This is a genomic window from uncultured Serinicoccus sp., assembly GCF_947500995.1.
GTDB lineage: Bacteria > Actinomycetota > Actinomycetes > Actinomycetales > Dermatophilaceae > Ornithinicoccus.
Genome location: NZ_CANMUA010000007.1, coordinates 59,251 through 78,348 on the forward strand (window position 1 = coordinate 59,251; position 19,098 = coordinate 78,348).

General features: G+C 75.1%; 13 protein-coding genes. 6 read left to right on the plus strand and 7 right to left on the minus strand.

From position 1 onward, the window contains the following. Positions 1 to 16 precede the first annotated feature (16 nt). The 5 genes from Q0967_RS11745 to Q0967_RS11765 all read left to right on the plus strand — a co-directional run bounded on the left by Q0967_RS11745 (position 17) and on the right by Q0967_RS11765 (position 9,773). Positions 17 to 5,191 carry a DEAD/DEAH box helicase gene (locus Q0967_RS11745; RefSeq protein WP_298750416.1) on the plus strand — a complete coding sequence of 1,725 codons (5,175 nt, stop codon included), beginning with the start codon at positions 17 to 19 and terminating at the stop codon, positions 5,189 to 5,191. A 742-nt stretch (positions 5,192 to 5,933) separates the two neighbouring features. Beyond that, positions 5,934 to 6,155, plus strand: coding sequence for a hypothetical protein (locus Q0967_RS11750; RefSeq protein ID WP_298750418.1), 222 nt, complete (start codon positions 5,934 to 5,936; stop codon positions 6,153 to 6,155). 72 nt (positions 6,156 to 6,227) lie between these two features. After that, entirely contained in the window at positions 6,228 to 7,970 is a 1,743-nt protein-coding gene (locus Q0967_RS11755) for an ABC-F family ATP-binding cassette domain-containing protein (RefSeq protein WP_298750420.1), read from the plus strand. Next, positions 7,967 to 8,923, plus strand: a complete 957-nt coding sequence (locus Q0967_RS11760; RefSeq protein ID WP_298750422.1) for a hypothetical protein — start codon at positions 7,967 to 7,969, stop codon at positions 8,921 to 8,923. The genes Q0967_RS11755 and Q0967_RS11760 overlap by 4 nt, the downstream gene beginning before the upstream one ends. Further along, the gene (locus Q0967_RS11765; RefSeq protein ID WP_298750425.1) at positions 8,916 to 9,773 is read left to right on the plus strand and encodes a DNA-formamidopyrimidine glycosylase family protein; all 858 of its coding nucleotides are present in this window, start codon (positions 8,916 to 8,918) and stop codon (positions 9,771 to 9,773) included. Before Q0967_RS11760 ends, Q0967_RS11765 begins: the two co-directional genes overlap by 8 nt. A gap of 32 nt (positions 9,774 to 9,805) precedes the next feature. On the opposite strand, the gene Q0967_RS11770 is transcribed toward Q0967_RS11765, so the two are convergent. Genes Q0967_RS11770 through rimO form a run of 5 tightly spaced genes read right to left on the minus strand, consistent with a single transcriptional unit; the run spans position 9,806 to position 14,315 of the window. Beyond that, on the minus strand, positions 9,806 to 11,203 hold the full coding sequence (locus Q0967_RS11770) for a DUF6395 domain-containing protein (RefSeq protein WP_298750427.1): 1,398 nt from the start codon (positions 11,201 to 11,203) through the stop codon (positions 9,806 to 9,808). Between the two features lie 22 nt (positions 11,204 to 11,225). After that, complete coding sequence (locus Q0967_RS11775; protein WP_130013149.1) at positions 11,226 to 11,561, minus strand: helix-turn-helix domain-containing protein; 336 nt, start codon at positions 11,559 to 11,561, stop codon at positions 11,226 to 11,228. 2 nt (positions 11,562 to 11,563) lie between these two features. Continuing rightward, positions 11,564 to 12,178: a CinA family protein gene (locus Q0967_RS11780; protein ID WP_298750433.1), complete on the minus strand. Its 615-nt coding sequence runs from the start codon at positions 12,176 to 12,178 to the stop codon at positions 11,564 to 11,566. Next, positions 12,175 to 12,795 carry a CDP-diacylglycerol--glycerol-3-phosphate 3-phosphatidyltransferase gene (gene pgsA / locus Q0967_RS11785; RefSeq protein ID WP_298750435.1) on the minus strand — a complete coding sequence of 207 codons (621 nt, stop codon included), beginning with the start codon at positions 12,793 to 12,795 and terminating at the stop codon, positions 12,175 to 12,177. Before pgsA ends, Q0967_RS11780 begins: the two co-directional genes overlap by 4 nt. Continuing rightward, positions 12,792 to 14,315, minus strand: coding sequence for a 30S ribosomal protein S12 methylthiotransferase RimO (rimO, locus tag Q0967_RS11790; RefSeq protein ID WP_298750438.1), 1,524 nt, complete (start codon positions 14,313 to 14,315; stop codon positions 12,792 to 12,794). The genes pgsA and rimO overlap by 4 nt, the downstream gene beginning before the upstream one ends. An 89-nt stretch (positions 14,316 to 14,404) precedes the next feature. Between rimO and Q0967_RS11795 the strand changes: the two genes are divergently transcribed. Beyond that, a complete protein-coding gene (locus Q0967_RS11795) occupies positions 14,405 to 15,541 on the plus strand; it encodes a dipeptidase (protein WP_298750440.1) in 1,137 nt (378 codons plus the stop codon). A 7-nt stretch (positions 15,542 to 15,548) separates the two neighbouring features. On the opposite strand, the gene Q0967_RS11800 is transcribed toward Q0967_RS11795, so the two are convergent. Next, positions 15,549 to 16,268, minus strand: a complete 720-nt coding sequence (locus Q0967_RS11800) for a maleylpyruvate isomerase family mycothiol-dependent enzyme (protein WP_298750442.1) — start codon at positions 16,266 to 16,268, stop codon at positions 15,549 to 15,551. Between the two features lies 1 nt (position 16,269). Beyond that, complete coding sequence (locus Q0967_RS11805; protein WP_298750863.1) at positions 16,270 to 18,927, minus strand: DNA translocase FtsK; 2,658 nt, start codon at positions 18,925 to 18,927, stop codon at positions 16,270 to 16,272. Positions 18,928 to 19,098 lie beyond the last annotated feature (171 nt).

Consider the following 19,098-nt stretch of genomic DNA (forward strand, 5'->3'; position numbering starts at 1 on the left):
GTGGCACAGTGACCGCGTGACCGGCAGCCAGCAGCGGGACAGCAGCCCCGCGCCCCCGGACCCGGCGACGGTGCTGGGTCGTTTCTCCGGGCCGACCCGGGCCTGGTTCGAGGCGTCCTTCGCCGGGCCCACCGCCGCGCAGCTGGGAGCCTGGGACGCCATCAGCCGCCGGGAGCACACGCTCGTCGTGGCGCCGACCGGCTCCGGCAAGACCTTGTCGGCCTTCCTGTGGGCCCTCGACCGGATCGTCAGCGAGCCCCGTCCCGACGCCCGGCCCCCGTCCCGCCGGCGCTCGTCGGCCGCCCGTGGGTCCTCGGCGACGACGGGCGACCCGGAGCCCGAGCAGCGGGGTCGGTGCCGCGTGCTCTACGTCTCCCCGTTGAAGGCGCTCGCCGTCGACGTGGAGCGCAACCTGCGCTCGCCTCTCGTCGGCATCGGCCACGCGGCGCGACGGCTCGGGGGCGCCGCGCCCGAGGTGTCGGTGGCGGTGCGCTCGGGCGACACCCCGGCCGCCGAGCGACGGGCCTTCGCCAAGGACGGCGCGGAGATCCTCATCACCACCCCGGAGTCGCTCTTCCTCCTGCTGACCTCGCAGGCCCGCAGCGCCCTCACCGGGGTCGAGTCGGTCATCGTCGACGAGGTCCACGCCGTGGCCGGGACCAAGCGCGGCACCCACCTGGCCCTCACCCTGGACCGCCTCGACCACCTGCTGGAGCGCCCGGCCCAGCGCATCGGGCTCTCCGCGACCGTGCGGCCGGTCGAGGAGGTCGCCCGCTACCTGGCCGGCGGCCGCCCGGTGACGACCGTCCAGCCGCCGTCCACCAAGAGCTGGGACCTCGAGGTCGTCGTGCCGATCCCGGACATGTCGGACCCCGGTGCCGCCGACCGTCCCGACGCCCCGGGCGCCGAGGTCGCGTCGCGCAGCGGCACGCCGCCGCCGGGCAGCGAGGACTGGGAGCACCCGGACCACCACCGGGGTGAGGGGGGCGAGGGCCCGGTCCTGCCGGAGCCGGACGACGACGACGACGCACCGAGCGTGGGGACGGGCCCGGTCCTGCCGGACCTCGACGGCACCGGGACGGGCCCGGACGAGGACGTCTGGGCCCCGGTCGTGGACCCCGAGGAGCGTGCCTCGATCTGGCCGCACATCGAGCGGCGGGTCGCCGACCTCGTCTCGGGGCAGACCTCGACGCTCGTCTTCACCAACTCGCGTCGGGTGGCCGAGCGCTTCACCTCGCGGCTCAACGAGGAGTGGGAGGACCGGCACCAGCGTCCGGGCGAGGAGGACGACGGCGACCACCAGGGCGGCGACCACCACGACGGCGACGACGCGGGAGGCGGCGGGGGGCGGCATACCTCACGCACCCCGGCGCAGGTCATGGCGCAGTCCGGCGCGAGCGGCGGCGCCGCACCCGTGCTCGCGCGCGCCCACCACGGGTCGGTGAGCAAGGAGCAGCGCGCGCAGATCGAGGACGCCCTCAAGACGGGTCAGCTGCCCGCCGTCGTGGCGACCAGCAGCCTGGAGCTGGGGATCGACATGGGCGCGGTCGACCTCGTCGTCCAGGTCGCCAGCCCGCCGAGCGTCGCCTCGGGGCTGCAGCGGGTCGGGCGGGCCGGCCACCAGGTCGGGGCCACCAGCCACGGCGTCTTCTTCCCCACCCACCGGGCCGACCTCGTGCAGACCGCCGTCGTGGTGGACCGCATGCGCCGCGGCGCGATCGAGCAGCTGGCGGTCCCCACCAACCCCCTCGACGTCCTGGCCCAGCAGGTCGTCGCCATGCTGGCGATGGAGGACTGGTCCGTCACGGACCTCTTCGAGCTGGTGCGGCGCAGCGCCTCCTACGCCGCCCTCCCCCGCTCCCTGTTCGACGCCGTCCTCGACATGCTGGCCGGACGCTACCCCGGCGAGGACTTCTCCGACCTGCGCCCGCGCATCGTGTGGGACCGGGTGACCGACACGCTCAGCGCGCGGCGCGGGGCGCAGCTGCTCGCGGTCACCTCCGGCGGCACCATCCCCGACCGGGGCATGTATGCCGTCATGCTCGCCACCGGCGAGGGTCCCGGGCGCCGGGTCGGCGAGCTCGACGAGGAGATGGTCTACGAGTCCCGCGTCGGTGACGTGTTCACCCTGGGCACCACGAGCTGGCGCATCGAGGACATCACGCACGACCAGGTGCTCGTCACCCCCGCACCGGGTCAGATCGGCCGGCTCCCCTTCTGGAAGGGAGAGTCCCTCGGGCGCCCCGCCGAGCTCGGGGCGGCGGTCGGCGAGTTCGTGCGGCGGATCGCCGGGCAGCCGCGGGAGGCCGCGCTGGGCGAGCTCACCGAGCAGGGGCTCGACGGGTTCGCCGCCGACAACCTCGTCACCTACCTCGGCGAGCAGCGCGAGGCCGTGGGCCACCTGCCGGACGACCGCACCCTCGTCGTCGAGCGCTTCCGCGACGAGATCGGGGACTGGCGCGTCGTCGTGCACTCGCCGTGGGGCAGCCCGGTGCACGCCCCGTGGGCGCTGTGCCTGGCCGCCCGGATGCGCGAGCGCTTCGGCACCGACGTGCAGGCGCTCGCCGCGGACGACGGCATCGTGCTGCGCCTGCCCGACCTCGGGGGCTGGGACGACCCGGGCGGCTCCGGCCCGGCGGACGACGGCGTCGGCTCCCGGGGTGGCAGCCCTCGTGGCAGCACCGGCGGCGCTCCGGGGGGCGGCTCGGAGGCGGCCCGGCTGGACGCGGAGATCGCCGAGCTGCTCACCCTCGACCCGGACGAGGTCGCCGACCTGGTGACCCAGGAGATCGGTGGCTCGGCGCTGTTCGCCGCCCGCTTCCGCGAGTGCGCGGCGCGGGCGCTGCTGCTGCCCCGGCGCAACCCTGGCAAGCGGCAGCCCCTGTGGCAGCAGCGGCAGCGTTCGGCCCAGCTGCTCGAGGTGGCCGCCCGCTACCCCACCTTCCCCATTGTGCTCGAGGCGGTGCGCGAGTGCGTCCAGGACGTCTACGACGTCGACGCCCTGCGCGAGCTCATGCGGCGCCTCGCCGCCCGCGAGGTCCGGCTGGTCTCGGTGGCCAGCCAGCGCCCCTCCCCCTTCGCGTCCTCGCTGCTCATGGGCTACATCGCGCAGTTCCTCTACGAGGGCGACTCCCCGCTGGCGGAGCGGCGCGCGGCGGCCCTCTCCCTCGACGCCGGCCTGCTCGCCGAGCTCCTGGGCCGCGGGGAGGGCGCGGCGCTGCGCGACCTGCTCGACCCCGAGGTGGTCGCCCGCACCGAGGCCGAGCTGCAGCGGCTGGCCCCGGACCGCCGGGCACGGGACCCCGAGGAGGTCGTGGACCTCCTGCGGGTGCTGGGCCCCCTCAGCCGGCAGGAGGTGACGGACCGCACGACCGAGGAGGCCCAGGACCAGGTCGAGGGCTGGCTCGCCTCGCTCCTGGACTCCCGGCGCGTCATCGAGGTGCGGATCGCCGGGGAGCAGCGGGTGGCCGACGCGCAGGACGCCGCGCGGCTGCGCGACGCGCTGGGGGTCGCGATGCCCGTCGGGGTGCCCGCGACCTTCCTCGAGGGCGTGGAGGACCCGCTCGGCGACCTGGTCGTCCGGCACGCGCGCACCCACACCCCCTTCACCGTCGAGTCGCTGGCGACCCGTCTCGGGCTCGGCACGGCGGTGGTGCGGGACGCCGTGCGGCGCCAGGTGTCGTCGGGGCGGATGGTGGTCGGCGCGCTGGCCCCGTCCGGCACCGGCGAGGAGGACGTCTGCGACGCCGAGGTGCTGCGGCTGCTGCGCCGTCGCTCCCTGGCCGCCCTGAGGCAGGAGGTCGAGCCGGTCACCCAGGCGACCTACGCCCGCTTCCTGCCCCGGTGGCAGTCGGTCGGCGAGCTGCGCGGGCTGGACGGCACGGTGCGCGCGGTGGAGCAGCTGGCCGGGGCCCGCATCCCTGCCTCGGCGCTGGAGTCGCTCGTCCTGCCCGCCCGGGTCGTCGACTACTCCCCCGCCATGCTCGACGAGCTCATGAGCTCCGGCGAGATCCTGTGGCAGGGGCACGGGTCGCTGCCGGGCGACGACGGGTGGGTCTCCCTGCACCTGGCGGACACCGCCCACCTGACGATGACGCCGCCCCCGGAGCAGTCGGCCGGGGCGGGCGGACCGCAGGAGGACGCCCCGACCGACGATCTGGGCGGGACCGCACGCGCGGTGCTCGAGGTGCTGGAGCGGGTGGCCGGCGGGGCCTACTTTTTCCGGGCGCTTAGCGACGCCGTGGGCTCGTTGGACGACCAGCAGCTGGCGGGCACCCTGTGGGACCTGGTGTGGGCGGGTCGCGTCGGCGCCGACACCTACGCCCCGGTCAGAGCACTGCTGGCAGGCGGGCGCACCACCCACAAGGCCCGTCGCGCCCCGTCCCGCACGGGCCGCTGGTCACGCACCTCCGTGGGCCTGGCGGCCTCGCGTGGTGGTAGCGCCTCCCGCCCGGGTCGTCCGACGCGGTCCGGGCCCCCCGCCACCGTCGGCCGGTGGTCCCTCCTGCCCCCCGTCGAGACGGACCCGACCGTGCGCGCGCTGGCGAATGCCGAGCAGCTGCTGGACCGCTACGGCGTGCTGACCCGCGGCTCGGTGGTGGCCGAGGGCGTGCCCGGCGGGTTCGCCGGGGTCTACCGCGTGCTGTCCGGGGCCGAGGAGGCCGGGCGGGTCCGCCGCGGGTATGTCGTGGAGGGCCTCGGCGCGGCGCAGTTCGGCAGCAGCGGGGCCATCGACCGGCTCCGCGCCCTCAGCCACGAACGCCGGCCCGGGTCCTCGGCCGACGGGTCGGACCAGGGCCCCGAGGTCGTCCTGCTCGCGGCGACCGACCCCGCGAGCCCGTTCGGGGCCAGCGTGCCCTGGCCCGAGCGTGGCGACGACGAGGGCTCGCACCGCCCGGCGCGCAAGGCCGGCTCGATGGTCGTCCTGGTGGACGGCGCCCTGGCGCTCTACCTCGAACGCGGCGGCCGCCGGGCGCTCACCATGGAGCTGCCGCCCGAGGCCGCCCCCGACGTGGTCTGGCCCGCGGCTGCCCGCGCCCTCGTCAGCGCCGTCCGCCGCGGGTCGGTCAGCGGCCTGACCATCGCCACGATCGACGGCGGGGGCGCCCTCTCCTCCTCGCACCCGCTCGCCGCCGCCCTGACCGACGCCGGCTTCCACACCGCGCCGCAGGGGTTGCGGCTCCGCCGCTGACGTCGGCCCCCCTAGCCTGGGGTGGTGCACGAGCCACCCCGCAGCGTCACGTCGGACCAGATCCTCAGACAGGTCCGCTCCCTGTGGGACAGCCGCGTGGTCGGTGTGGAGCACCTGGCCGTCGGGTTCGGGGCCTGGCACTGGCGCGCCGACGTCCCCGGCCGGGATGGACACCCCCAGCCGGGCTACTTCGTCACCCTGGACCCCCCGTGGTGGCACTCGGCGGCGACCCTGGAGGCGACGTATACCGCCGCGGCCTCCTTGGGCGAGGCCCTCCCGTTCGTCCATCCGTGCGTGCGGACGTCGACCGGCAGGTTCACCATCCCCACCGGTGACGGCAGCCTCAGCCTGACGTCGTGGGTGCCCGGCCACCGACCAGGATCGCTCGGGCCGGAGGCGGTCCGGGCCCTGGCCGACCTCCATGCGAGCCGGCCGCCGGAGGGGATCCTCACCTGGGAGCCCTCGGTCGGACCAGACCTGGTGGACCACCTCGCGGAGTGGACACGCAGCGCGTGGACGGACGGTCCGCTCGGCGAGGCGGCGCGAGACGCCGTCCGGGAAGGAGCGGCCGACGTCCGACGGGGCCTCGCGGACTACCTCCGGCTCGTCCAGCGTCTCGACCCGCAGACCTACGTGCCGACCCACGGCGAGCCCGGAGTGCACAACCTGTGGCGATCGGACGACGGTCGCCTGCTGCTGCTGGACTGGGAGACCCTGCGTCTCGCACCCCCCCGAGCGCGACGTGCTCGCGGGCTATGCCTCCGCGATCCCCCACGACCCGGCGTTGCTGGAGCTCTTCCGGCTGGAGTGGCAGCTGAGCGAGGTCGGCTCCTACAGCGACTGGCTCCGTGGCCCCCACGACGACGACGCGGACACCCGCACCGCCCTGGACGGGCTGCGCGCGGAGCTGAACGGCCTGCGGACGTCGACTATCCGGTCGCGCCGGGCGGAGGGGAGCGCCTAGGCTCGGCGCCATGTCGATCTCCTGAGGCTGCCCCGCGCCGCACGACCGCCTGCCCGCTGCCCCAGGAGACCCATGTCCGTCACCTCTCACCTGCCGTCCGGCGACGCCGACGGCCCGCTCCACCTCCGGGTGGACGGGGTGTCCAAGTCCTTCCCCACCCATCGGGTGCTGACCGACGTGTCGCTCGTCGTGCCCTCCGGCGGACGGGCCTGCCTCATCGGCGAGAACGGCTCCGGCAAGTCGACGCTGCTGCGGATCGTGGCCGGACTGACCGCACCGGACGCCGGCCAGGTCCAGGCGCCCGGCACCGTGGGCCTGCACCACCAGGAGGTGCCCTTCGACCTCGGGCTCACCGTGGTCGAGGTGCTGGAGGACGCCGTCGCCGCGGTCCGCCGACTGGCCGACCGGGTCGAGCACGCGGCCGCGGCGCTGGCCCGTGCGGAGCCCGGCGCCGGTGCTGCGCTCGACGCGGCGATCGAGGACGCCCGCCGGCACGCTGCCTGGGACGTCGAGCACCGTGCCGCGCGAGTGGTCGACGGCCTGGGTCTGGGCTCCCTCCCCCGCGACCGCCGGACCGGCGAGCTCTCCGGCGGTCAGCTCTCCCGGCTCTCGCTCGCCTGGACGCTGCTGCGCTCGCCCGACACCCTGCTGCTCGACGAGCCGACCAACCACCTCGACGACGCCGGCACCGCCCTGCTCACGGACCTGCTGCGCTCCTGGTCCGGGCCGGTGCTGCTGGCCAGCCACGACCGGGCCTTCCTGGACGAGGTGGCCACTACCGTGCTGGACCTCGACCCGACACCGGTGCCGCACGCCCGGGTCGCCGCCGACGACGACTCGCCCGGTTCGGGATACGGGCTGACCCGGTACACCGGCAGCTACACGGCATACCTGCAGCAGCGCCGGGAGGACCGGCGGCGCTGGGTGCGCCGGCACCGGGACGAGCAGGCCGAGCTGGTGCGGCTGCGGCGCAAGGTGGCCGACGACCACACCGTCGGCCACGCCGACCGGGGACCCCGCACCGAGGCCCGCGCCAGCAGGAAGTTCTACGCCGACCGCAACGCCAGGGTCGTGGCCCGGCGGGTCAACGACGCGAGCACCGCGCTCGAGCGCCTCGAACGTGAGCAGGTGCGTCGCCCGCCCGCGCGGCTGCGCTTCCGTGGGCTCGGCGCACCTCAGGGTGGGCCGGCGGCGCGCCCCGGCACCGACCCCCTCCTGCGCGCCGTCGACGTGCGCCTGCACGGGCGGCTCGCGCCGCTGTCCCTGGTCGTGCCGGCCCACGGGCGACTGCTCGTCACCGGCGGCAACGGCTCGGGAAAGTCCACGCTGCTCGACCTGCTGGCCGGCACCCTGCGCCCGAGCGGCGGACGCATCACGTGGGCGCCCGGGCTCAGCGTCGACCTGCTGTCCCAGGAGCCGACACCGCACCCGACGCGCGACACCGCCCGGTCGGAGTATGCCCGCCGGGTCGGCCACGAGCGCGCCGCCCGGCAGCCGCTGGCCGGCTTCGGGCTCCTCGCCGGCCGCGACCTCGACCGACCGGTGGCGGAGCTGTCGGTCGGCCAGCGGCGGCGTCTGGACCTGGCCGTGGTCCTGGCCGACCCGCCGGACCTGCTGCTGCTGGACGAGCCGACCAACCACCTCTCGCTCCTGCTGGTCTCCGAGCTCGAGCTCGCGCTGCCCGCCTACCCGGGAGCGGTGGTCGTCGCCAGCCACGACCGGTGGCTGCGCGAGGACTGGTCGGGTGAGCGCCTGCACCTCCAGGAGCCCGCCCACGTGCAGTCCGCCGGGCCGGAGGAGACACTGGGCACGTGAGGGCACCCGACATCACCCGGCGGACGGGTCTGAACCGGACGGTGCTGCTGCGCCCCGGTGCGACCTGGCACGGGCGGCCTGCGGGGCGGGTGCTGGGCGCCACCGGGTTGTCCGCGACCGTCCGGGCCGCGGCGTCCGAGGCCGAGGTCGCGGTGGAGGGTGCGCCGCTGCTGGTGCTCGACCGTGCCCTCCGGGCCGGGGACGCGTGGGCGGAGGGGGTCGCCGAGGAGTGGGTCGACGCGTTCGCGCACCTGCTGCGGACCGTGCGCAGCCCGACCGCCGCCGACCGTGCGGCCCGCGCCGAGTGGACCGAGGCGGACTGGGCCCGGTGGGAGACGGCCGCTCGTGTCGTCGTGTGCGGTGGCGTCGTCGCCGGCGAGCTGGGGTCCCGTGCCTCCGGCGACCCCCGGGTGCGGGCGCACGGCGCGGAGGTGGCGCCCGACCCGGGCCGGGCTGCGCTGGTGGGCCTCGCGGTCGGCGTCGGTGACGATCCGGGCGTCGTCCTCGACCTCGGTCACTCGCGCATCAAGGCGTCCCGGGTGCGCCAGGGCCTGCTCGGGCCCTCGGTGGCGGTGGCCGTCCCCTGGACCCCGTTCGAGACGCGCACCTGGCCGGCCCCCACCGCCCTCCTGGACCTCGTGGCCCAGGCGTGCCGACAGGTCCTCCCGGACGACCACGAGACCGGTCCGCTGCGGGTGCGCGTCGCCATCGCCAACTACGTCGTGGACGGTCGGCTCGACGTCGACGAGACCTACGGCACGATCGCCCGGCCCGAGGAGGACCCCCGCGCCCGCCTCTCCGGCGAGCTGTCGGCCCGCCTCGGCCGGCCGGTCCAGGTCGACCTGCTGGTCAACGACGGAGCGGCGGCCGCCCTGTCCGTGCGCTCGCCCCTCCCGGCGGCCGCGGTCATCAGCATCGGCACGTCGCTCGGGACGGGGTTCACCGGTGCCTGAGGGCGATGCGGTCTGGCGGACGGCGCGGCGGTTGCACCAGGCCCTGGCCGGCGAGGTCCTCGAGGGCTCGGACGTGCGGGTCCCCGCCCACGCCACGGCCGATCTCTCGGGCCGCCGGACCCTGGAGGTCGTGCCCCGCGGCAAGCACCTGCTGCACCGGGTCGAGGGTGACGTCACCGTGCACAGCCACCTGCGGATGGAGGGGTCCTGGCGGGTCCACCCGGTGGCGCGCCGGCACGCGCTGGCGCGACGGCATACCGTGCGGATCCTGGTGTGGACCGGGCGCCGGGTCGCCGTCGGGGACTCCCTGGGGATGCTCGAGCTGGTCCGCACCAGCGAGGAGCACCGGGTGGTCGGCCACCTCGGTCCGGACCTGCTGGACCCCGCGTACGACGGCGAGCTCGCCCTGGCCAACGTGCGCTCCGACCCGGCACGGACCGTCACCGAGGCCTGCCTCGACCAGCGCAACGTGGCGGGCATGGGCACGATCTTCACCGCCGAGCCGCTCTTCCTGCTCGGCATCAACCCGTGGACCCCCGTCGGAGAGCTGGACGAGGAGCAGGTGCGCGAGCTGCTCGAGCTGGCCCGCCGACTGCTGGTCGTCAGCTGCCGGGCCGGCCGGACGACCATCACCGGACGGGGTGACGTCAACGAGGACGACGCGTGGGTGCACGGGCGCATGGGGCTGCCCTGCAAGCGCTGCGGGAGCACGATCCGGCTGGCGCCGATCGGCCGCCAGCCCCAGGAACGCGTGATGTTCTCCTGCCCCCGCTGTCAGGGAGGTCGCGCCCCGACCGACGACGGGCGCCCGCAGTCGCCCCTCGGGCACGGGCGGCGGCCGAGCTACTGACCCCTCTCCTGCGGTCCCGGCACGGACGCGGGTCAGGCCCGGGTCCCGGGCAGGAGGCGGCGGACCGCGTCGCGAGCCCGCCGCGCCCGGGCCCGCGCCTCCCGGCGCGCCCGCCCCCGCATCCGCGACCACCGCTCCTGCGGCGGGTGGGCCTCGAACCAGTCGACCAGGGCCTGCTGCGCCGCCGCCCGGTCCTCGTCCCGGACGTCGTAGTCGCGGACCGCCTGCTCCTCGGCGGGGCTCATCGGCGGGGCCACCCGGTGCAGCCAGTCCGAGACCTCCTCCCGGTAGGGCTGCGGGACCAGCTCGAGCGCGGGGTCGAAGGAGCGCGAGAGCCACGGCAGCGGGTCCGGGCCGACCTTGCGGGCGACGAGGCGCAGCAGGGCACTGTCGCCCCCGTCGGCGAGGTGGCGGTGGACGGCGTGGGAGATCACCGGCTCCACCTTGATCGGGTCGGCGAGCAGGTGGGCCCGCGGCTCGGCCCCGCGCCACTGGCGCTCGAGCGTCGACGCCGAGGGCCATCGACCGGTCACGGCACCGGCGAGCAGCGTCTTGCGGGCGCACTTCGCGCACCGGCCGCACGGCGAGCCGAGCCGGGGCCCACGCACGCACGACTGCGCGGCCGCGCCCAGCGCGTGGGTGTGGACGATCCTGCTGGTCACCAGCTCGGAGACACCGGCGATGGGCACGCACACCGGGAGCCCGACCGCCTGGAAGACCGGGCCCCACTCGGCCACGAAGGGCGAGTCGGCGAAGTCACGGTAGTGACCGCGCTGCAGCCGGTAGGTCGCCTCCAGCGGGGCACCCCAGGCGATGACGTCCACCCGGTCCCGATCGGCGTGCAGCAGGAGAGGGACGGCGGTGGTGAAGTCGTGCGGGAAGCCCATCGACTCGCGGAGGTACTCCACGTCGCTGTCCACGACATCGACCCGGCGACCGTGTCGCCGCACGACCTCGCAGGACTCCTGCGCGGCCCGGGTGTCGAACATCGTGGCCCGCCGCTCGCCCTCCGGCGCCCGTCGGAGCAGGTGGTAGGAGCGGGTGGTCTCCGGCATCACGGCGAGCGTGGCGACGCTGTCGGTCCCGCCGCTGAAGCACAGCCCGGGCACCCCCGGCTCGGGCCTGCGCCGCGGGGGCAGGGCCGGGTCCACGGACCCGAGCCGCAGCCCCGGTCCCGAGGCCAGGGCTCCGGCCAGGGCGGGGCTCCCGGACAGGTTGCTGGTCACCGGCGTCTGGCGGCGGATCCACGGGCGGGCGCAGAGCACGGCGGACAGCACCAGCAGGTCGGGGTGCAGGCTGCGCGGGGCGACGGTGACCGCGAACGACGCGGTATGCCTGGCCAGCGCGCCCTTGCGGGTGTCGGGCTCGCGGTCGCCCGGGGTCAGCGTGATGTGAACCCGGCCGGGCTCGTGGTGGATGTCGAGGTGCATCAGCGATGCGCCGTGGTCGGGCTCAGGCGGCGGAGACCACGGAGTCGCGGCGACCGACGCGGCGCGGGTCGATCGGCTGCGCCAGACCCTCGGTGAGGACCGTCGTCATCTGCGTCTCGGCGGTCTCGGTGAGGCTGACCCGGTCGGCGACGGTCGAGAGCATCTGGGACAGCGGCACGTCCAGGGCGCGGCAGATCGAGGCCAGCAGCTCCGAGCTCGCCTCCTTCTCCCCCCGCTCGATCTCGGAGAGGTAGCCCAGCGAGCAGGACGCCGAGGCACTGACCTCCCGCAGCGTCCGGCCCTGCGTCTGCCGCGTCTCCCGGAGAGCGTCCCCGAGCTCGCGTCGTAGGAGCACCATGGTCATCCCTCCTCACCTCTCGCGTCCGCTGTGCCCGGTGCCGCTGCGTCGACCCGTGCCGACCCGGGGGCCGGACCGGATGCCGTGGCGGCACCTCGTACCTCTACCGTACCGTCCCCGCCCGACACACCTCTCCTCAGGCAGTCCTGCAGCAGGTCGAGCGCGACGCTCACCGTCGCCCTCCTGATGTGGTCACGGTCACCATGGAGGGAGAACACCCGGTGGCCCACCACCTGTTCCCGGCGGGCGACGGCGACGTGCACGGTGCCGGCGGGGGTGCCCTCGCTGGGTCCCGGCCCGGCCACGCCGGTCGTCGCGACGCACCAGTCGGCGTGCAGCACCCGGGCGCCCCCGAGTGCCATCGCCTCCGCGCACTCGCGCGAGACCGCCCCCGGCCCCTCCAGCACCGCGGCACCGACCCCCAGCACCTGCTCCTTGACCGGGTCGAGGTAGGCGACGACCGAGCCGCGCACCGTGCCGCTGGCGCCCGGCACGTCGGTCAGCGCAGCGCACACCAGACCCCCGGTCAGCGACTCGGCGGTGACCACGGACTCCTCGCGGGCCAGGAGGTCCCGCACCAGCACCGAGGCCCGCGCCCCACCCGGGGACCCGGTCATGACCCGGTGGCCGGCGGCCTGCCCGCGGGAGCCAGGGCCTGACGGACGTAGTCGACACCGGTCACGACCGTGACCAGGGTCGCGGCATACATGACCCACAGCCCGAGGTCGTGGAACCAGCCCGCGACCGGTGCGACGAGCACGGCGATCCCCACGGACTGCAGCACCGTCTTGAGCTTGCCGCCCTTGCTGGCCGGGATGACCCCGCGCCGGATGACGACGAAGCGCATGAGCGTGATGCCGACCTCGCGCACCAGGATGACGACGGTGACCCACCACGGCAGGAGGGAGAGGAGGGAGAGACCGACGAGGGCGGTCCCGATGAGCGCCTTGTCGGCGATCGGGTCCATGAGCTTGCCGAAGGCCGTGATCAGCCCCTGCTTGCGGGCGAGGTGGCCGTCCACCCAGTCGGTGCCGATGGCCACGAGGAAGACGGCGAGCGCCCACCACCGCAGCCCCGGGTCGTCCCCGCCGCCGCTGAGCAGCAACCACCCGAAGATCGGGACCAGGGCGATCCGCAGGACGGTGAGCGCGTTGGGGAGGTTCCAGGGGGAGACGCGCTGCGAGGCCGTGGCGGTCGCCAGGTCAGGTCCGTCGGGGTCGTGCGGGCCGATCATCGGCCGGGCTCCTCGCTGCCGGGGGACGCGATGGGACATGCCACCAGATCCACACCCTCGGTGTCCACCACCCGCGCCGTGACGACCGCACCGGGCACGAGCGCAGGCATCCGGCCGTCCTCGTCGACGAGGTAGGTCACGCCGTCGACGTCCGGGCCCTGCTGCCCGGCGCGACCGACGAGCCGCAGGTCCTCGTCGTCGTCCTCGACCGCCTCGACCAGCACCTCCACGAGCGTCCCGACCCGTTCGGCGGCCCGTTGGGTGGTCAGCTCCTCGACGAGCGCACCCACCTGCTCGACGCGCTCCCGGATCACGTGCTCGGGGACCTTGTCGGCATACCCCTCCGCCTCCGTGCCGTCCTCGTCGGAGTAGCCGAAGACGCCGACCACGTCGAGGCGCGCCGCAGCGAGGAAGTCGGTCAGCTCGGCGACGTCCTCCTCGGTCTCGCCCGGGAAGCCGACGATGACGTTGGTCCGGATCCCTGCCTCGGGGACGCGGGAGCGCACCTGCTCGAGCAGCCCGAGGAAGGACTCGCGGTCGCCGAAGCGGCGCATGCGGCGCAGCAGGGGCCCGGAGGCGTGCTGGAAGGAGATGTCGAAGTAGGGCGCCACGCCGGGGGTACCGGCCATGGCGTCCAGCAGGTCGGGACGGATCTCGGCCGGCTGCAGGTAGGACACCCGGACCCGCTCGATGCCCGGCACCCGGGTCAGCTCGGGCAGCAGTGCGTCCACGAGCCGCAGGTCACCCAGGTCCTTGCCGTAGGACGTGGTGTTCTCGCTGACGAGGAACACCTCCTTGACGCCCCGCTCCCCCAGCCAGGCCGCCTCGGCGAGGATCTCCTCCGGCGTCCGCGACACGAACGCGCCGCGGAACATGGGGATCGCACAGAACGCGCACCGCCGGTCGCAGCCCGAGGCGATCTTCAGCGGCGCCCACGGCCGTCCGTCCAGGCGGGCGCGGACGACCCGGGGGCCGGTGGCCGGTGCCACCTGCTCGAGCGGGACGACCGGCTCGACCTCGGTCCGGGTGGGCGTCCCCCCCGACTGCTGGTGGCCGGGCAGCGCCACCGCCGCGCTGGAGGTATGCCGTGCGCTGGGGGAGATCGGCAGCAGCCGACGCCGGTCGGCGGGGACGTGCGAGGGCACGCTCCCGCCCCCGAGGATGGTGCGCAGGTGCTGGGACATGTCCCCGTAGGAGTCGAAGCCCAGGACCGCGTCCGCCTCCGGCAGCTCCGTGGCGAGCTGCTCGCCGTACCGCTCGGCCATGCACCCCACCGCGACGACCTTCTGGGTGCGCCCGGTGCGCTTGAGGTCGTTCGCCTCGAGGAGGGCGTCGATCGAGTCCTTCTTGGCCTGCTCGACGAAGCCGCAGGTGTTCACCACGGCCACGTCGGCGTCCGCGGCGTCCTCGACGAGGGTCCAGCCCTCGGCCGCCAGCCGCCCCGCCAGCTCCTCGGAGTCCACCTCGTTACGGGTGCACCCGAGGGTGACGACGGCGACGCTTCGCGTGGTCTCCAGCATCCCTCGAGTGTAGGTGCGGCCCGCCCCTGCCGTGGCCGTCCACGCCTCCCCCCGGCCCGGGCCGCGGCCTCCCGTGGTCAGATGTGCCCATGGACGAGCAGACGGACCCCGGGTCCTGGAGCGGTCGGCACCTGGTCGTCGACGGGCACAACGACCTGCCCTGGGCGCTGCGCGAGCTCGTCGGGGGGGAGCGCGGACCGGAGGTCGACCTGCGCTCGGGCACGCGCGACCGCGGTCTGCACACGGACCTCCCGCGGCTGCACCGCGGAGGGGTGGGCGGGCAGTTCTGGTCGGTCTACGTCCCGTCCTCGCTGGACGAGGCCAAGGCCGTGGCGACCACGCTCGAGCAGATCGACCTCGTGCACCGCCTGCTCGAGCGGTATGCCGACCGCCTCACCCTCGCGGCGACCGCCGCCCAGGTGCGCGAGGCGATGGCGCAGGGCCGGGTCGGTTCCCTCCTGGGCGCCGAGGGCGGGCAGTCGATCGGGTCGTCGCTGGGGGTGCTGCGGGTGCTGCACCGGCTGGGGGTGCGCTACCTCACCCTCACTCACAACCACAACACCCCCTGGGCCGACAGCGCCACCGACGCCGCGGAGCACGACGGCCTCACGGCCTTCGGACGCGAGGTGGTCGGCGAGCTCAACCGGCTCGGCATGCTCGTGGACCTCTCGCACGTCGCGGCCACGACGATGCGGGACGCGCTGGCGGCCTCGACGGCAACCCTGCTCTTCAGCCACTCCAACGCCCGCGCCCTGTGCCCCTCGCCGCGCAACGTGCCGGACGACGTGCTGGCCTCGATGGCCTCCGCCGGAGGGGTGTGCATGGCGACCTTCGTGCCGCAGTTCGTCTCCCCCGCCTGCTGGCGCTGGCAGGTCGACGCCCGCGAGGCGGCGCAGGAGGCGGGGCTCGACCCGAACGACCACCCGGCGATGACCCGCTTCGCCGGGTCCTGGGAGCAGCGCCACCCCCGGCCGGAGGCGACGCTGCCGCAGGTGGCCGACCACCTGGACCACCTGCGGGCCGTCGCGGGCGTCGGGCATCTCGGGCTGGGCGGGGACTTCGACGGCACCGAGCAGGTCGTCGTCGGCCTCGAGGACGTCTCGACCTACCCGGCCCTGCTCGCCGAGCTGCGGGACCGGGGGTGGTCCGCCTCCGACCTGGACGCGCTGACCCACGGCAACGTCCTGCGGGTCCTGCAGGACGTCGAGGACGCGGCGCAGGCCTGAGGGGCCCCTAGAGCCAGGCCGGCAGCTGCGGCAGCCGGTCGCCGGTGACCCCGAGGGGCAGCGTGGCGGGTCGTCCGGTCACCCAGGCGGCCAGCGCGCGGACGTCGCCGACCACCGGCTGCGTCCCCGACCCGGGACGACCGACCTCCCAGCGGGCCCCGCCGTCCTGGTCGAGCAGGACGAGGCTCGGGTGTCCCTCCATGCGGGACCGCTGGCGGGTGACGTCGCCCAGGAGGGCGTGGGCGAAGGCCTCGGGCAGGTCCTGGTCGCGGGCCCCGGCACCCAGGTCGAGCGCGTGCAGGAAGACCTCCCGTGCCCGCAGCCAGGGGATCGTGTCGGCGGCGATCGCGGTGCCCTGCCGGACCCGCACCCGCGCCTCCCACTGCTCGGCCCCCAGCCGGCCCATCCCCTGCATCAGCTCCTGCGCCGCGTCCTGCGAACGTGCCCGCAGGACCGCCGCCGGGGCCGGGGCCAGCTCCTCGATGTCGGCGTCGCGGGCCTCCGGCGAGGCATACATGGGCGTCTCGACCCCGGTGCGGGCCCAGGTGACGAGGTGGCCCAGGGCCCGGGCGTTGAGCGCGACGTGCGCGACGACGTGCGCCCGGCTCCAGCCGGGCAGCAGCGAGGGTGCCCGCAGCGCCTGGTCCTCCACGGACCCGAGCGTCGTCTCCCAGAGACGGGTCCCGGCCTCGACCCACGCCAGCGAGTCGCGGCGCCCGGGAGCCACGTCAGTCGCGTCCCGTGAGCGACCAGGCGTCCTCGCTCTCGGGCTCCTCCTCGTCCTCGACGTAGCTGCCGCTGATGGGGTCGCCGTCGTAGCGGGTGTCGCGGCGGGCCGCGTGGGCCGGCGCACCGTCGTCACGCACGGAGCCCGGCGCCTCCGCCACGGCGGCGTCGTCCTCGTCGGCGACCTCGGTCGGATCGGCGTCGAAGGGTGCGGTGTCGGACTCCACCTCGGGCCGCGGCGGGTCCTGACCCTGCATGAGCGCGAGGGTGGTCTCCAGGTCGTCCGGCTTGACCAGCACGTCGCGGGCCTTGCTGCCCTCTGACGGTCCCACGATGCCCCGGCTCTCCATGAGGTCCATGAGACGGCCCGCCTTGGCGAAGCCGACGCGCAGCTTGCGCTGCAGCATGGAGGTCGAGCCGAACTGGGTCGTGACGACCTGCTCGGTGGCCTGGAGGAGGAGGTCGAGGTCGTCGCCGATGTCCTCGTCGATCTGCTTCTTGGCCGGAGCGGCGATGACCTCCTCGACGTACCTCGGCTTGAGCTGCCCGGTGACGTGCGCGACGACGTCGTGGATCTCGGACTCGGTGACCCACGACCCCTGCACGCGCATCGTCTTGCTGGCACCCATCGGCAGGAAGAGCGCGTCGCCCATGCCGATGAGCTTCTCCGCACCCGGCTGGTCCAGCACGACCCGGGAGTCGGCCAGCGAGGACGTCGCGAAGGCCATCCGGCTCGGCACGTTGGCCTTGATGAGGCCGGTGACCACGTCGACGCTGGGGCGCTGCGTGGCGAGCACCAGGTGGATGCCGGCGGCGCGGGCGAGCTGGGTGATGCGCACCACCGACTCCTCGACGTCGCGCGGGGCGACCATCATGAGGTCGGCCAGCTCGTCGACGACGACGAGCAGGTAGGGGTAGGGCTGCAGCACCCGCTCCGACCCCGGCGGGGGCGTGACCTTGCCGGCCCGGATGGCCTTGTTGAAGTCGTCGATGTGCTTGTAGCCGAACGCCGCGAGGTCGTCGTAGCGGTGGTCCATCTCCTTGACCACCCAGGCGAGCGCCTCGGCGGCCTTCTTGGGGCTGGTGATGATGGGGGTGATGAGGTGCGGGATGCCCTCGTAGGCCGTGAGCTCGACCCGCTTGGGGTCGACGAGGATGAGGCGCACCTCGTCGGGGGTCGAACGCATGAGGATGGAGGTGATCATCGAGTTGACGAAGCTCGACTTGCCGGAGCCGGTGGCGCCGGCGACGAGCATGTGCGGCATCTTGGCGAGGTTGGCGATGACGTAGCCGCCCTCGACGTCCTTGCCGACGCCCATGACCATGGGGTGGGTGTTGTTGCGTGCCGTCTGGCTGCGCAGGACGTCACCGAGGCTGACGTTCTCCCGGTCCGCGTTGGGGATCTCCACGCCGACCGCCGACTTGCCCGGGATGGGGGACAGGATGCGGACGTCGGCGCTGGCGACGGCGTACGCGATGTTCTTGGACAGCGCGGTGATCCGCTCCACCTTGACGCCCGGCCCGAGCTCGACCTCGTAGCGGGTGACGGTCGGCCCGCGGCTGAAGTCGGTGACCTGCGCGTCGATGTTGAAGTCCTCGAGCACGCCGGTCAGCGCCTCGACCACCTTGTCGTTGGCCTCCGAGCGCTCCTTGTGCGGGGTGCCGGGCTTGAGCAGCGCCGACTCCGGCAGGGTGTAGGTGATGTCCCCGGCCAGCTGCAGCTGCTCCACGCGCTGCGGCAGCTGGGCCGTCGGCGGCGCCTCGAGCTCGGACTTGGCCGCCTTGGCCTTCTCGACCGCGGTGGGGGCGGCCGGTCGCTTCTGCCCGGGCCGGGGCCCGGGGATCTCGTCGGTGGAGTCGCCCTGGACCTCCCGGGCGGGAGCCGTCCTCGACGCGGGCCGGGGGGCCGTCCTCGGGGCGGTCCTGCCGGTCGCCGGCGGGGCGACCTCCCCCGTGCCGTCGTCGTCGGCCGCGGCCTTGCGGGCCCCCGCACGCCGGGCGCGCCTCGCCGCACGGTCGACCTCCGCGGCCTGGTCGAAGGGCACGTCCCCCACGCGCGGGCCGTCGACGTCCCCGGCGCCGCGGCGACGACGCGGCAGCGGGTTGCCGTCGGCGTCGACCTCGTCGAAGCGGGCGGAGTCGAAGAGCTGCTGCTCGACCTCGCGGATGCGGTCGGGGATGCGGTGCACGGGGGTGCGCGTGAGCACGAGGAACCCGAAGACGCCCAGCAGGGTGAGCACGATGTAGGCCCCGGTCACGGTGATCGCCGACGCCGGGATGGAGGACGCCATGAACCCCAGGATCCCGCCGGAGCGCTGCAGCACCACCGAGCCCTCGGCGTAGTCCGGGTTGCCGGTCGCGAGGTGGGTGATCCCGCTGGCGGACACGAGGATGGCGCACATCCCGATGCTCATCCGGTTGGTCGCCTGCTGCTCCCCCGGGGCGCGGAAGAGCCGGACGGCGAAGAAGAGGAGCACCGCCGGCAGGACCAGCGCGACCCGACCGAAGGTGCCTGCCGCCGCGACGTGGATCAGGTCGCCGACGTAGCCGTCCAGGCCCCACCACTCCCGCAGGGCCACGACCAGGGCCAGGGCGAGCAGGAGGAACCCCGCGCCGTCGCGCCGGTGCTCGGGGTCCAGGTCGTGCGCCGTGTCGGTCATCGCGCGCACGGTGCCCCCGGTGACCCCGGCGATGCCGCGGAGTGCCCGGCCCGGGAGCGAGGGACCGTCGGCCGGCCGGGAGGCGGCGGGCTTGCCCCGGCCCGAGCCGGCCGAGCCGCGGCCCTTGGTCGTCGTCGATCGGCTCGCGGGGCGCCGGGAGGCGCCGCCGGA